Origin of the sequence: Kosakonia oryziphila, from assembly GCF_900094795.1 — a bacterium.
Lineage (GTDB): Bacteria > Pseudomonadota > Gammaproteobacteria > Enterobacterales > Enterobacteriaceae > Kosakonia > Kosakonia oryziphila.
On sequence record NZ_FMBC01000001.1, the window covers coordinates 1 to 14,789 of the forward strand.

The 14,789-nt window shown below is 54.2% G+C and carries 11 protein-coding genes and 4 pseudogenes; 7 read left to right on the forward strand and 8 right to left on the reverse strand.

Annotated features, from left to right (window positions below; translation table 11 throughout):
* Both GA0061070_RS00005 and GA0061070_RS00010 read right to left on the reverse strand, forming a co-directional pair.
* Positions 1-273, reverse strand: a pseudogene (locus GA0061070_RS00005) (IS110 family transposase); the annotation flags it as partial.
* A 117-nt stretch (positions 274-390) separates the two neighbouring features.
* Complete coding sequence (locus tag GA0061070_RS00010; protein ID WP_090132518.1) at positions 391-2,547, reverse strand: TonB-dependent siderophore receptor; 2,157 nt, start codon at positions 2,545-2,547, stop codon at positions 391-393.
* 434 nt (positions 2,548-2,981) lie between these two features.
* On the opposite strand from GA0061070_RS00010, the gene GA0061070_RS00015 reads away from it, so the two are divergent.
* From GA0061070_RS00015 to GA0061070_RS00035, 5 genes are read left to right on the forward strand one after another with little or no spacing between them, the layout of a single operon-like run.
* A complete protein-coding gene (locus tag GA0061070_RS00015) occupies positions 2,982-3,806 on the forward strand; it encodes an ABC transporter ATP-binding protein (protein WP_090132521.1) in 825 nt (274 codons plus the stop codon).
* Positions 3,803-4,825: a FecCD family ABC transporter permease gene (locus GA0061070_RS00020; RefSeq protein ID WP_090132525.1), complete on the forward strand. Its 1,023-nt coding sequence runs from the start codon at positions 3,803-3,805 to the stop codon at positions 4,823-4,825. Before GA0061070_RS00015 ends, GA0061070_RS00020 begins: the two co-directional genes overlap by 4 nt.
* Positions 4,822-5,874, forward strand: a complete 1,053-nt coding sequence (locus GA0061070_RS00025) for a FecCD family ABC transporter permease (RefSeq protein ID WP_090132527.1) — start codon at positions 4,822-4,824, stop codon at positions 5,872-5,874. The genes GA0061070_RS00020 and GA0061070_RS00025 overlap by 4 nt, the downstream gene beginning before the upstream one ends.
* Before the next feature lie 14 nt (positions 5,875-5,888).
* Positions 5,889-6,836 carry an iron-siderophore ABC transporter substrate-binding protein gene (locus GA0061070_RS00030; RefSeq protein WP_090132531.1) on the forward strand — a complete coding sequence of 316 codons (948 nt, stop codon included), beginning with the start codon at positions 5,889-5,891 and terminating at the stop codon, positions 6,834-6,836.
* A gap of 12 nt (positions 6,837-6,848) precedes the next feature.
* Positions 6,849-7,742: a MurR/RpiR family transcriptional regulator gene (locus tag GA0061070_RS00035; RefSeq protein ID WP_090132534.1), complete on the forward strand. Its 894-nt coding sequence runs from the start codon at positions 6,849-6,851 to the stop codon at positions 7,740-7,742.
* Here GA0061070_RS00035 and GA0061070_RS00040 read toward each other — a convergent pair.
* The 3 genes and pseudogenes from GA0061070_RS00040 to GA0061070_RS00055 form a co-directional block, all read right to left on the reverse strand.
* Positions 7,739-8,176 (reverse strand): type II toxin-antitoxin system HicB family antitoxin, encoded by a 438-nt coding sequence (locus GA0061070_RS00040; protein ID WP_090132537.1) that lies wholly within the window; start codon positions 8,174-8,176, stop codon positions 7,739-7,741. The genes GA0061070_RS00035 and GA0061070_RS00040 overlap by 4 nt on opposite strands.
* A 278-nt stretch (positions 8,177-8,454) precedes the next feature.
* Positions 8,455-8,610: pseudogene (locus GA0061070_RS00050) on the reverse strand (multidrug effflux MFS transporter); the annotation flags it as partial.
* A gap of 96 nt (positions 8,611-8,706) precedes the next feature.
* Positions 8,707-9,279: a TetR/AcrR family transcriptional regulator gene (locus GA0061070_RS00055; protein ID WP_090132543.1), complete on the reverse strand. Its 573-nt coding sequence runs from the start codon at positions 9,277-9,279 to the stop codon at positions 8,707-8,709.
* Positions 9,280-9,508: 229 nt separating this feature from the next.
* Between GA0061070_RS00055 and GA0061070_RS24500 the strand changes: the two are divergent.
* Positions 9,509-9,622, forward strand: a pseudogene (locus GA0061070_RS24500) (LysR family transcriptional regulator); the annotation flags it as partial.
* Positions 9,623-9,710: 88 nt separating this feature from the next.
* On the opposite strand, the gene murP reads toward GA0061070_RS24500, so the two are convergent.
* The 3 genes and pseudogenes from murP to GA0061070_RS00070 all read right to left on the reverse strand — a co-directional run.
* A complete protein-coding gene (gene murP / locus GA0061070_RS00060; protein WP_090132547.1) occupies positions 9,711-11,150 on the reverse strand; it encodes a PTS N-acetylmuramic acid transporter subunit IIBC in 1,440 nt (479 codons plus the stop codon).
* Positions 11,150-12,061 (reverse strand): N-acetylmuramic acid 6-phosphate etherase, encoded by a 912-nt coding sequence (gene murQ / locus GA0061070_RS00065; RefSeq protein WP_090132550.1) that lies wholly within the window; start codon positions 12,059-12,061, stop codon positions 11,150-11,152. The genes murP and murQ overlap by 1 nt, the downstream gene beginning before the upstream one ends.
* A gap of 81 nt (positions 12,062-12,142) precedes the next feature.
* A pseudogene (locus GA0061070_RS00070) lies at positions 12,143-13,840 on the reverse strand (Tn3 family transposase); the annotation flags it as partial.
* Between the two features lie 254 nt (positions 13,841-14,094).
* Between GA0061070_RS00070 and GA0061070_RS00080 the strand changes: the two are divergent.
* Complete coding sequence (locus GA0061070_RS00080) at positions 14,095-14,556, forward strand: lysozyme inhibitor LprI family protein (protein WP_090132556.1); 462 nt, start codon at positions 14,095-14,097, stop codon at positions 14,554-14,556.
* Positions 14,557-14,789 lie beyond the last annotated feature (233 nt).

A 14,789-nucleotide genomic window follows, 5' to 3' on the forward strand; every position in this document is an offset into this window, starting at 1 on the left:
AAAATCATTTTTATTACTTTTGACAAACGGACGCACGAATTGCGGAGAGATAAGTTTCGCTTCATGACCAATATCGCTGATACGCCGTGCCATAAAATGCGCACCGGCACAGGCTTCCATAACAACAACTGCGGATGGACATGTTGCCAGAAACTGCATTAACTTCGTGCGAGTAAATTTCTTACGCAAAAGCGCCTTGCCAGACTTATCCTGGCAGTGAATATGAAAAGAGTGTTTACCGAGATCGATACCAATAAGCGCAACGTTTTCCATGATGGCCTCTCCTGAAAGAAAAACACCCTGCCAGCGTACCGCTCACAGGGTGGGGGTGACCATCTCATTAGCCCCGCATTGTGCGGGGCAAGCTTCTCACCGAGTGATGTTAAGGATTTAGAACTCCATTTTGACGGTGAATTGCACTTCGCGCGGATCGCCAATCTGGTTGCCCAGGTTATTGGTGGTGATCGACGAGGTGTAATAGGTCTTGTCGAAGATATTTTTCAGGTTCATCTGTAGCGTTAGCGGATATTGCAGCTTCATTTTGTAGGCGACAAAGGCATCGGCAACAAAATAGCCTGGCAGATAGTAATCCGCGCCGTTGGTAGCTGAACGGCGGCTCACGCCGTGACCGCCGCCGCCAAGGGTCAGCGTGTTACCTGCAAACACATTATTGATGTCGTAAGTCAGGAATACTGAACCGGTATGACGCGGCACGTTCGGCAGCGGTTTACCGGCGTAATCCGGATCTTCCAGCACTTTCGCCGCGGTGTAGCTGTAGCTGGCGATGACATTCATGTTTGACGTCAGTGATCCGGCAAGATCCATCTCTACGCCCTGCGAACGGACGCGCCCGGCGGTTTTGGCAACCGTTTCATCACCTACAATTTCGCTGTACAGGACGTTGCGTTTATGGATATCAAACAGGCTGATATTGGCGGTAACCCCGTCGAACAAGTCAAACTTGGCGCCGACTTCGTAAGATGTTGAGGTTTCCGGCGGCAGATCGCCAATATAGCTGGCGATAGAGGACTGCGGCATAAACGCTTTCGCCACGTTACCGAACAGCGACACGGAAGGCGTCAGCTTGTAGACCAGGCCGAATTTCGGCGTCCATTTCTCATCGCTGCTGTCGGTATTAACGTTAAACGGACGGCCTTTACCGGCGTACTGGGTGTAGTACTGATAACGCATCCCGGCAACGGCGATCCATTTGTCGGTGAGGTATAACGCGTCCTGCGCGTAAGCCGAATAGCTCTCTTGCTTAATGGTCTGATCGCTGTCCGATGCGGAGACGGTCGTACATTTGCTGGCGCGGCCGTAGACTGGGTTGTAGATATTGAAGTCTTTCACATTCTTACAGCGGATCATATCGGTACGCAGCAGATCGTAATATTCATACGAAATACCGGTGAGGATCTCGTTGTAGAAGCCGCCGATATCGACATTTCCCTGCAAATCGGCACGTGTCGTGTGCATTCGCTGCGTGGAGCCCTGCGTGGCGTCCACGCGGCGTGTGAGATTACCGGTGGCGGCATCGTAGGCCATCACGCGCGACTGATTATCGTTGTACTTGTCCTGGCTGTAGCCGTATTCCAGTTTGCCGGTCCAGGCACTGTTAAAACGATATTCCGCGTTCAACTGCGCAATATCGGATTCGCCCTCAGTGATATTAAACGGCTCATCGAAGCGGGTTTTACGATCGACATTTACCGCCTGTTTGGTGGTGAGATCGAAGATCGTGCCTCGATCAAATGGCGTCTGATAATCACGATGCGAATAGAGCACATTGACGGTGGCGTTATCTCCGAACCACGTTAACGACGGCGCTATATAGGTACTCTTATTTTTGCCGAAGTCGCGCCAGTAATCCTCGTTCTGATATTCGCCGATCAGGCGATACGCCAGTCGCGTGCCCTCGATCGGGCCGGTGACATCAAACTGGCCGGTACCGCCACCAAAGCTGGAAGAGGTGGCTGAAATTGAACCGCCGAATTGGCTCTGTGGACGCTTAGTGACAACATTGATAAGCCCGCCGGGATCGAGAATGCCATACAGCGTTGAGGCCGGGCCTTTCAGTACTTCCACGCGTGAGGCATCGGCATTAAAGCTGCGCGGCACTACAGTACGCAGGCCGTTGGTCATGATCGAACCGTCGCGGTTGGTACCAAAACCACGGCGCACAAATGAATCCTGCGTACCGCCCAGCGTGTTGGTTTGTACCACGTTGCTGACGTTATACAGCGCTTCATCAAGGCTGGTAGCGTGCTGATCTTCCAGTACTTTATCGCTAACAGTATTCACCACTTGCGGAATATCCAGTAGCGGCATTGAGGTCAGCGTCGCCGTAGAGGAATTGATGGGTTGATAGCCGGAAGTGGCGGGTTGATCGGCCGATGAGGCATCCGCGTTGACGGTGATGGTGTCGCTATTGGTTTTATTTGTCGTTTCCGCCGCGTGCGTAACCGGCGTGAAGCATGATCCCAGAAAGAGCGCAGAGAACAAGGCGCGCCCTTTCAGCCCATAGATACCGTGAGTGAACTGAGCCATTTAATCTGTTTTCCCAAAAAACTGTGCATAACACAGACGTGAACGTTTCTAATGCATTGCCCGATTGCGCAAGATCTATCCGTTAAGTCGCCGAATTTGGCGTCGGATATGTAATTGAGAATCATTCAAGCATGGGCGTCTGTAGTAGTAAATGCAAAATGAAAGAATTTTGTTACAACGGAAAAGGGGAAGAGAAGCGCAACGAGATTATGCGGATTGGTCTTTTTAACTGTTTGAAAAAGTTTAGATTAATAATTATCGCATTCAATGTCGTCGCCTGTAGTCACGCTTGTTTTGAGGTGGCTGAATTCTGCCATGATGCTACTTGACTACTACATTGCCAGACGGCAAAATCGGAAAGAGAATGAGAGTTATTTTTATTTAAAAGATTGGCGCGCACGAGTTTTCCACGCGGTTGCGGCGCAGGAGTTAACATGCCACAGCGAGTGGAACAGCAAGCTCAGCAGGGGATTGTGCTCGACGGCCTGTCGGCGGGCTATCAAAAGCAGATCATCGTTGATGACATCACACTTACTATCCCGCACGGAAAGATGACTGTGCTGGTCGGGGCCAACGGCTCCGGCAAATCCACCTTGCTCGGCGCCATCGCTCGCATGCTCAAACCGCTTGGCGGCAGCGTGCTGCTTGATGGCAAAGCCATTCATCAACAGCCAACCAAAGCCGTCTCCCGCCAGTTAGGTATCCTTCCGCAGTCGCCGCTGGTGCCGGAAGGTCTGACCGTTTTTGAACTGGTATCGCGCGGGCGTTTTCCCTGGCAAAGCTTTATGCGTCAGTGGTCGGAAGAGGACGAACTGGCGGTGCTGGAAGCGTTGCATCTGACCGGTACGGCGGAATTTGCCCAGCAAACGGTTGATAGCCTCTCCGGCGGCCAGCGCCAGCGCTGCTGGATCGCGATGGCACTGGCACAACAAACTCCGGTGATCCTGCTGGATGAACCGACGACTTTTCTCGATCTGCGCTATCAGGTCGAGATCCTCGAACTCCTGCATAGCTTAACCCGCGATCACGGCCGCACGGTGGTGGTCGTGTTGCATGACCTCAATTTTGCTGTGAATTACGGCGACACGCTGGTGTTCCTCAAACAGGGCCGTTTGCAGGGCGTGATCCACGAAGGCGACAGTTGCACACCTGCGCTGATCAAAAACGTCTTCGATGTGGATGTGCAAATGTCGGTTAATTCATTGACCGGAAAACCATTTTTTATGCCTTTCCGTAAACCGGCAGGTTCCGGCGTATGAGTTCGCTTGCGCTTTCTACCCGATGCGGCGGGCGTATCAGCGCGACGGCATCTGGCTTGTTGCTGCTGTTACTGGCAGCGGCTGTGGCACATCTTGGCCTTGGCGCACGCTACATCGCGCCGCCCACGGTGGTGCAGGCGCTGGTGGATTTTGATCCCAACAATTTCGATCATCGCGTCATTATCAGCCTGCGTTTACTGCGGCTGGTGGCTGCGCTGTTTACTGGTGCTGCGTTAGGTGTGGCCGGATCGTTGTTGCAGTCAGTGATCCGCAATCCGCTCGGCGAGCCGCATATCCTCGGGCTGAATTCGGGAGCGGCGCTGGCGGTTGTTGCCACAACGGCGCTGGGGATAAGCGTAGGCGACGCCAGCTTCAGCCGCGCATTTATCGCCTCAGGTGGCGCGGCGCTGCTTTTTTCACTGGTGATGGTGCTCTCTGTCGCCGGGCGATCTGGTTTTACGCCATTAAAAGTGACGCTGTGCGGCGTGGCGATTTCTACGTTTGCCTCCTCCATCACCGCTGCGATCCTGATCCTCGATGAACAGACGCTGCTGAGCATCCGTAGCTGGCTGGCGGGCGATCTCGCCGGGTTGAGCTGGCCGGTGCTGCGGGCGGCATCACTGGTTGCTGGCATTGGATTTGCCCTGGCGTTGTGGCTCGCCCCCACGCTGAATATGCTGGCGCTTGGTGACAATATGGCGCGCGGCCTGGGCGTTTCTCTGCTGCGCACTCGCATGCTGTCGTTGGCCGCCATTGCTTTGCTGTGCGGTGCGGCCGTTTCGGTCGCCGGGCCGATAGGGTTTATTGGCCTCGTCGTTCCGCATATGGTGCGACGCCTTGCCGGGGATGATTTGCGCGCGGTCGTCCCGCTGTCGGCGTTGGGTGGCGCATTACTGCTGCTGCTGGCGGATATCGCTGCCCGCACGTTGTTGTCGCCGCAGGAGCTTGCTACTGGCGTGGTGACTGCGCTGGTGGGCGCGCCGCTATTTATTCTGCTGGCAGCGAGGTTTTTCAAATGAGTCACTTATCTGAACACGCCGGGTTGCGTGGCTTGCGGCTTGGCGGCTTCTCCCGCTTGCTGCGTCCGCACGCGCTGTGGTGGCTGGCAGGCCTGGGTTTTTTGTCGTTAATGCTGCTGCTTTCCGGTGTGACGCAAGGTTCGTTACCGGTTCCTGCTTCCGCCATTGGCCGGGCGCTGTTGCTGCCTGATGCGCTGAGCGCTGAGCAGCACTACGTGGTGTGGGATATTCGCCTGCCCCGCGTGTTGATGGCGCTGCTGTGCGGCGCGATGCTGGGCATGGCGGGTGCGGCGATGCAGTCCATCACTCGCAACGGGCTGGCCGATCCGGGGTTAATTGGCGTGAAAGAGGGGGTGAGCGTAGTGGTGCTGACGCTGGTGCTCTGCTTCCCGGCGCTCGGGCTGGTCTGGCGTCCGCTGGCAGGCATAGCGGGCGGTTTACTGGCCGCCGGGCTGGTGATGGGGCTGGCGCGAGATGTCTCTCGTCCGCGCTTTGTGCTGCTTGGCATTGGCGTCTCCTGGACCTTTGCTGCCGGTATCGGCGTATTTATGACCACGGCGGATGTGCGTGACGTGCAGACGGCGATGATGTGGCTGGCAGGTAGCCTGCATGCCGCCACCTGGCCACTGCTGAGCGTCGCGCTGTGCTGGGCGCTGCCCGCGACACTGATTTTGCTGCTAACGGCGCGCGCCGCTGATGTGGCGCTGCTCGGCAATCAGGCGGCGACCGGGCTCGGCGTTCGCCTGTCGCACCTTGCATGGCTGCAGATAGTTGCGCCGGTATTGCTGACGGCCGCCAGCGTTTCCTGCGTCGGCAGTATTGGTTTTGTCGGGCTGATCGCCCCGCATATGGCACGTTTTCTGCTGCGTGGCGGCCAGCGGGCGCTGTTGTGGGGCAGTGCGCTGCTCGGCGGTCTGCTGGTGCTGGTGGCGGATTCGACAGGCCGTCTGGCGTTTGCGCCGCTACAAATTCCCGCCGGGATCGTCATCTCGCTGATCGGTGGGCCGTTTTTCCTGCTGCTGCTATGGCGGCGACGCGATCGTTTATAAGCTTAAGGAGCCGTATGCGCCTGATTTTTTCACTGTTATTGCTGGTTGGTCTGAGCGCTGGCGCAGCCAGGCCGACACAAACCTTTAGCGATGATTTGGGGCGCGTGGTCACGGTACCACTGCATCCAAAGCGCATCGTGTCGCTGCACGATCTGGATATCACCATTCCTTTGATCGAATTAGGTGTGCCGCCAGTTGCTAGCCACGGGCGTACCCGCGCCGACGGCAGCCATACGCTGCGCTCCAGCGGCATGCTGACCGGCGTCGATTTTGATAACTCGGACATTGCGTTTATTGGTACGGCGGATATTGATATTGAAGCGATCGCTTCCGCGAAACCGGATCTGATCATTACCGAGCCGAGCCGCAATACGCCAGTGGAGCAGTTAGAGAAGATCGCGCCAACGGTCAGTATCGATCACTTGCAAGGCGGTGCGCCGGAGATCTACCGCAAGCTGGCGCAGCTCACTGGTACGCAGGCGCGCTTGCAAATCCTTGAACGCCGTTACCGCGAGCAGATTGCGGCGCTAAAAAGTACTATCGACACCAGCAAAATCACCGTGTCGGTGATCCAGGCGAACAACGGAAAAATCAATGCATTACACAGTTATCATTCGTTGGGGCGCGTGCTGCGCGATGCCGGTTTTCGTTTTCCGAAACTGATCGACAACATTCCTGAAGGTGGGCGCATTGATGTCAGCGCCGAACGTTTGCCGGAGCTGGACGCTGATTTTGTCTTCGCCACCTGGCGCGGCGATACCGGCGGTAAACCGCAGGATGAGATAGCGGCGATGGATGCGGTGATGCCGGGCTGGTGTGATTTTCTTAATGCCTGCCGTACCGGGCATTACGTGCTGATCTCCCGTGAGGAAGCGATCTCCAACTCCTTTGCTTCTCTGAGCCTGATGGTGGCGCAGGTGCAATCACACATCGCCGGGCGGCCGCTGCCTGCCGCGAAGTAAGGAGCCGCAACGATGCTGAACACAAAAAAAGCGAAAAATCGCGTGGATGTGTACGGTGAACGCTTTCGCGCGCGGGCGCACACGCTGTCACCGCGTTTGCAGGCCGTTGCCCGCTATATCAATGAAAATCGCGATGTGGTGCTGGAGCATACCGCGATTGAGATTGCGGCAGCGACGCAAACTTCAGATGCCACAGTGGTGCGCGCCATTCAGGCACTGGGCTTTGCCGGGTTACGGGATTTAAAACAGACGCTGGAACACTGGTTTGGCCCGGCCATTTCTTCGGCTGAAAAGATGAGCTCCACGGTAAATGCGCTCGCCTGCGATGTGAATTCCGGGATCGATTTTGTGCTGGAAGGGCATCAGCACACTTGTGAAGTGCTTTCCACACCGGACAACCGCTATGCGATAGCACAGGCGGTAGCCCTGCTGGTGGAGGCGCGGCAGGTGACGATTTTCGGCATCGGCGCGTCGGGGATCCTGGCCGAGTATACCGCGCGGTTGTTCAGCCGTATTGGCTTGCCTGCGGCACCGCTCAACCGCACCGGCATTTCGCTCGCTGAGCAGTTGATCAATTTGCAGCGTGGCGATGTGCTGATCATGATGGCGCAAAAATCGGCGCACCGCGAGGGGATGACTACGCTGAAAGAGACGCGGCGCCTGGGGATCCCGGTGATCCTGCTGACCAATGCAACGGATTCGCGTTTTAGCCAGCAAGCGGATGTGGTAATCCATGTACCGCGCGGCGGCGAGAAGGGCAAGATCCCGCTGCATGGCACGGTGCTACTGTGTCTGGAGATGATTGTTTTGTCTGTCGCTTCCGCCACTTCGCAGCAGGCTATTAAAACGGTGAAACGCATTAATGAGTTTCACCGTGGGTTAAAGCCTGGCGGGAAGAAGGGTTAGGCTATGCGCTGTGGCGTAACGGTCAGATCAATCTGTCGATTTAACTGATGTAGCGCCAGTTCAACCGTTTCCACCTTCGATGAGTGTTCTACATCGAGCAAGCGGTCAATTTGCGGCCCTTTCTGTCCCAGCTTTCTTGCCAGCTCAGCTTTTCGCGTCCCGGTTTCGATCATGGCGTTATGCAGTGCGGCTTTCATGGCTACGAGCACGGGCAGCGATACGATGTATTCGCCTTTTAGCGGCGCGCTTGCCGCCGGGATTGGACGCCGCTCGTCAATTTCGATAGCAATCGCAACAACAATCCCATCAATCGACTGCAGTAAAGCCTCATCAAGCGTATCGCCAACGGAGTTCATGAGCGGTAGATCGCGGCATGAGACCACGAACTGATCTGTAGCATCGTCTCGTTCAATGTGGACGGGATAATTAAACATTTAACACCTCTTTATCGCTAAGTTCTTACAGGCCTAAGTCCTTCATAATCTTTTTCCTCAACGGCTCAGGAATCTCTTTCGAACCATGAAAAGGGAAAAACTATGCCCTACCATTAAGCCTGACTTTAAAATGGCTTCCTCCACCTGGAGCTTTGGTTAGCTCCGCTCCCTGAGATAACAACCACTTTCTGAACTCGCTGTATTTCATTCGGCATCCTGCCTTATATTTTCCTTTTCAGAGTGCGAAAACTATAACTTAATTGTTTATTAATATAACTTTAATGTTGTGTTTTTCTGCGCCCGCAAACATGAATCATCAGCGCGGCGCTGTAAGCCAGCACAATGGCGAAACTCATCTTCCACATCGCTTCGCCACCGATACCGGACAACGGCGTGGCGATGCCGCCAAAGACGAACATCAGCATGCCCAGCACGATTGCCCAGGCAAGAGAGATTCGTGGCATAGCAACTCCGGTAAAAATACGGCGTCGGCTGCGGTGAAATCACATCAGAACCGAATATCCGGGGATTTAATTTTTAAACAGCATGGTGGTGATTTCCTGATACAGCCCCTGCATTTGCGCCGGGTCGCTTTTTTGCGGCGTCAGGCGACGGAAAGTGGTGCCTTCCATCAGCGTTGCCAGTAGCTCTACGCTACAGCGAATGCGTTCATCGCTTAATTGCGGATAGCGGCTCTGCATATGTGCGCAGGCGTTTTCAAACATCCTGGCGTCGGCCTCGACCAGCATCTCCTGTACACGCGGATTGCGCGTTGCTTCGGCCGCCATTTCCAGCATCAACGCATCATCGTCAGGGCTTAGTGTCTGCCGCCAGGCCAGTATTTCCGGCAGGTGTTCGGTTTCGGTCTTATCCTGCATTTCGGCGATGCGGTAGTCGATAATCCGGCGGATCATCTCTTCGATAATGGCGTCTTTATTGACGAAGTAACGGTAAATCTGCCCAACGCTGAGCTGAGCTTCGAGGGCGATCTGCGACATGCTGGCCGCGTGGAATCCGCTAATGCGAAAGCGTCGGCGCGCGGCGGCAATAATCTCGTCCTGGCGTTGCTGGTGGCGCTGTTCCTGCGATAGCTTGATCGTCATCTCTGTCCCTCGTGTTGTTTTATTGAGAGTGATCGTTCTCATTGGCGATTAAGATAAACGAATCCGGGCATTCGGGGTAACGTTTTTCCCTGGAACTTATAGAAAGTTACAAAAAAAACAGAGGGCGGGGAGAAGGTGAAAAAAGTGAGATAACCCTCACCGGCGCGCATGGCACGCACCGGTGAGGGGGTGTTATTTACGTTGTTGATGGATCGATAGCCCGCTTGCGCCGCTGGCTCTTCCGGGCTTCGATATGCTGATGCTCTGGCATGAGCTGCTGCACCGTGATCCCGGCCACCAATGGCTACGCCAGCAGATTATCGCCTCGTTGGGGACACGCTGAAACAGTAATATCTTGTCACATTTATATGAGAGTAATTCTTAATATCATTTTGTCATGCCAGCACGGATGATAAGATGTAATCCGTTGATTAGCTGAGATCCACGTTTTTATGGCCAAAGAACCAGGTGGCAATAAAACCGCACAGATAAGCGATGACGACGCCTGCCGCGTAGACCGCCATCCCGGCGTAAATGCCCTGGCCGGAGGTCATCAACGGTAGCGCCACCAGCCCGGATGGGCCAAACACCGTATTCAGGCCGACCGGCAAACCCAACCACGCGATGGTGCCAATAAAAAATCCCCCACACGCGCCGCCGATACAGGCGGTGACGAAAGGCTTCACACGCGGCAAGGTCACTGCGTAAATCAACGGTTCGCCCACGCCCAGCAGACCGGGAATGATCGCCCCGCGCACCTGGTTGCGCAGCACCGAATGCGGCGCAGAGCGGAAATAGAGCGCCAGCGCCGCGCCCACCTGGCCGCCGCCTGCCATCGCCAGAATGGGGAACAGCGAGTTAAAACCCTGTGCATCCATCAGTGCGAAGTAAACCGGAATAAACCCTTGATGAACGCCAAACACCACGGCGATAAGGAACAGACCCGCCAGTACCGCGCAGCCAAACGGGTTGCCGTTGAGGTGCAGGAACAGCCACGACATGCCTTTAAACAGTTCGCCGCCAATCGGCATAATCACCACAAACGCCAGCGCGCCGGTGATAAGCAGCGTCAGCAGCGAAGTGAGGATCATGTCGAGATTATCCGGCACCACTTTGCGGATCTGGCGTTCGATCCACGCGCCGAGGATCGTGGCGATCAGCACACCGATAATGTTGCCGCGTGGATCAATACCCATACCGAAGAAGTTATCGATACCGGAGAAATAACCGACCGTGGCTTTTGGGTCATAACCCAACACGAACAGCGCGGCAATAATGGCGCCGTTAACGCCGCTGCCGCCAAAAGCTTTTTGCGCGTTGTAGCCAATCAGGATCGGTAGGAAGGTGAACAGGCCTTTACCAAACACCTTCATATAACCGACGAGGTGCACCACTGTTGTGTTCTTCTCTGCCACGTTGAGCAGCAGGCTTTGCTCGATTAAGGTGGCAAAGCCCAGTAGCATCCCGGCGGCGATAAAACCCGGAATCAGCGGCGTAAAAATGGTGGCGAACTTCGCCAGAAACTGATGCACGCCGCTGGTCTGCTTCGCTTTCATTTGCTGTTTGGTGTCACTGGCGATGCTCTTCAGTGATGCTGCTTCTACAGGTGTGGCATGGCCGCCGATCATTGCATTCAGCATTTCCGCTGCGGTTTGCGCTTTGCCGGGACCAACGATGATCTGCAACTGGTCGTCACTGTTAACCACACCCAGTACACCGGGCAGTGCTTTCAGGCTCTCCGCTTCCACCCGTGAATCGTCGCGGAGCGTCAGGCGCAGGCGCGTCATGCAGTTGCCGCAGGTATTGATATTCTCCTTACCGCCGACCTTTTCGATAATGGTCGCGATCAGGTGTTCGCTGATTTTGACCATTACTTGATCCCCGCATCGACCAGCGCCTGGCGAATAAAGCCGCCGTTATCGGCCAGCAGGTGTGTCGCCTGTTCCGCACTGAGCTGGCCCAGCACCATCACGATAGCGGTTTTGCAGCGCCCGCCACAGGCCTTCAGCGCCTGTTCGGCGATGTCGCTGGTGCAGCCGGTGGCTTCCATCACAATGTTTATCTGACGCTGTACCAGCTTCAGGTTGGTGGCTTCCACATCCACCATCAAATTGCCATAGACTTTGCCGCTGCGGATCATCGCGCCGGTGGTCAGCATATTGAGCACCAGTTTTTGCGCGGTGCCCGCTTTCATGCGCGAGGAGCCGGTCACTACTTCCGGGCCAACCACTGGCACAATCGCGATATTGGCGATGCGTGCCATTTCGCTGTTTTCGTTACAGGTGAGCGCCACGGTAGTCGCTTTCAGGCTTTGTGCGTATTTCATGGCGGCAATCACATACGGCGTGCGCCCGCTGGCGGCGATGCCGACCAGCACATCGCGCGCGGTGAAATTGAGCGCTTTCAGGTCGTCAATGCCCAGTGTCAGGCTGTCTTCGGCGTTTTCTACCGCCTGCAAAATGGCGCGATGACCACCGGCAATCAGGCCGACAACCTGTTCGCGTGGCGTTCCGTACGTCGGGGGACATTCGCTTGCATCGAGGATGCCAAGACGCCCGGAGGTACCCGCGCCGCAATAGATCAAACGGCCCCCCTGTTTAAAGGCGGCGACAATCACATCCACCGCCTGCGCGATAGCCGGGATCACTTTTTCCACCGCCAACGCCACTTTCTGATCTTCACTGTTGATCACGCGCAGCATCGCTTCAGTATCGAGCATGTCGATGTTTTCACTGGCAGTATTGCGGCCCTCGGTGGTCAGTCTGGATAGATCAATTTTCATCAACGTCTCGCTCCACGGTTACGGAAAGGGTTGGCCGTTACGGGGGGCTGAAGCCCAACCGTACGAAAATGTACGCTAAGTATGTTTTTTGAAATGATCCAGTGCAGCGTGCATGTAGATGGTATTCCAGAGAACGACAGCATTGGTCACCAGTCCCGGCGCACCCAGCTGATCCTCCTGCCCATCCTGATAGCATTTCCTGATTTCACCTTTTTGTCCGTGGCAAATCGCTCTGGCTACAGCATGTCGGCTTTCTCCTCTGTCGAGTTGGGTCAGGATGCGGCGGCGATAATCTTCATCATCAATATAATTAAGCGGATACAACGTCTTATTTATTTTCCCCGCTTCGATAATCGCCTGCGTCAGGCCGGAAGGTCGTTCGCTACTTAACAATGAACGGAGCGCCACTGAAGCACGGATTTTTCCCAACGTCAGGGAACCGGCCATACGCATCATGTCATCCCAGTGCTGCTCTATCTTACGCGTATTGGCTGTGTTACGGGCAAGATCATTCAGTACGCCATAATCCGCATCTTTATCCACGCGCCAGAACACTGAAGCACCTGCATCAGCCAGACGCGGAGAAAACTGATAGCCCAGTAACCAGAAAAGGCCAAAAATCAGATCGCTGGAGCCTGCCGTATCGGTCATTATCTCAGTTGGGTTTAGCCCGGTTTGCTGCTCCAGTAGCCCTTCCAGAACAAAGATAAAATTTCTTAGCGTGCCTGGAACGACAACGCCATGAAATCCGGAATACTGATCTGAAATAAAATTGTACCAGGTGATCCCGCGGCTGGAACCAAAATATTTTCGGTTTGGTCCTGCGTGCACTGTCCGGACAGGTGCAATAAACCGCATGCCATCCGCAGAGGCCACTTCACCACCGCCCCATTTCTGAGCCAGAGGCAGAGTAGACTGATAATCAACCAGCCGTGCATTGGCACTGATCAGCGTTTCAGCCCGGAGATAATTCTGTCTGGTCCAGTTCAGCCGATGACGGGTCAGCGCCGGGATATTTGGGCGGATAAAGGGTTCCAGCCCAATATTACAGGCCTCGGAACACAGCACCGATACTGACGGTCAGGCCCTCCATTCGGGCACCAGCCTCACTTGCATGAGTAAACTCATCTGCAAATCCTGTATGCGCGTCAATTTCAAGAAGGAGTTCTGTCAGATCGACAACTGGCAGTAGGTCAGATATACGTTTTGAGAGTAACTTCAGCGTTGGCGGCTCATCCAGCCCACTCAGATGAGCAATGGTCAGTTTCGTGCGTTTTCCGCTGAAATCCAGCGAAACGGCCTGATTATCAGCAAAATGTTGGGCAACCTGTTGGTACACCGTGTCGAGCTGCCGGGCCAACGCATTGACAGCATCCCCGGCGTTAAGAGATGCCAGAGAGAGCGATACACCTGCACTCTGTTGGTGTGCCAGTCCTGCCTCTGGAGAAGTTTAGCCCGTGGATCTCCCCAGCGTTCGCTCCGTGCGACGTAAATATCCCGTCGCCGCAGACTGTCCTGTAACTTATTCATAACACAGAGGGTATAGCCCTGTCGGGATAAATGACCGTCTTTGCCATAGCAGAGCCGTTTCCAGGGGGCGGTAATTATCGCCATTGGCGCGTCATCAATATGCTGCCTCCGTATTGATCGGATCGCCGCAAGATAGCGTATAGCCTCCAGCGCGCTTTCACCTGCCGGAGCAGCGCTGAATTCTATATTTTCCAGCAAACAGGGAAGAAAACGGCGGACTCTCCCGTACTGTTCCACCATTTCATCATGCTCAATTATGCGCAAGGTGTATATTCAAGGAATTCACGCCATGTGGCTGATGCTCTCACCTGGTACAAAATTGATAAAGGAATACGTGATGTTTTTGTAGATACCATATACCAGGGCAACAGGACTGCACCAGACATGGTGAAAATAATGGCGCGAGGTGGATGCAAAAATGAAATAATAACATACCTTAAAAACGATCCGATTTTAAGTAGTGACAGACGAAGAAATGAAATAAGGATAAGGAGTCTGAATAAATGATCAGGTTTTTTGCTGTTTATATACTTTGGGCGATATTTTCAGCGTTCACTGTTAATTCTTATGCTGAATCAAATCCAGGCAGCATTGTCAAAAACAAAGAAGTTTCCGCCTGTGCAGAAAAAAATGGTGATAATGACAGTGAGTGTTTGGCTGCTGTAAGTAAACTAACAGAAAAAAAATTAAATACTGCCTATCAGGATAAGTTAAAAGAGATTTCAAATTATGATTACAGCCAGTGGTGGATGGGAGAAAAAAAACAGAGGGAAGAGATGAAAGAAGCTTTTATCCGAAGCCAGGAGCTATGGTTGAAATATCGTCAGGACTACTGTAAGGCAGCCAGCACCGGGGCTGAGGGAATTGATGGTTATGGTGCAATAGCGTTAAGTTGCCAGATAAACATGGGGATAAGGCGCATAGAAGAAATCAGAATGGTACACCCTGATCTTTCAGATGGTTAAATCCCGTCGATACTTTCGACACTAATCATTTGCCCATAAATAACGACAAAATGTTCAAAAAATGTACTTAATGTACGTTTTCGTACGGTTGGGCTTCAGACCCTTTACGCTGCGGTGACGGCGCGCTGTTAAGGAATAATTTATTCTTGATCCGTATAAGTGACAAGAGTGTGATGTCTCTCATGTTGTGCGATGCGCACGGCTTAGCCGATGATCGTGATTATCCATTCATA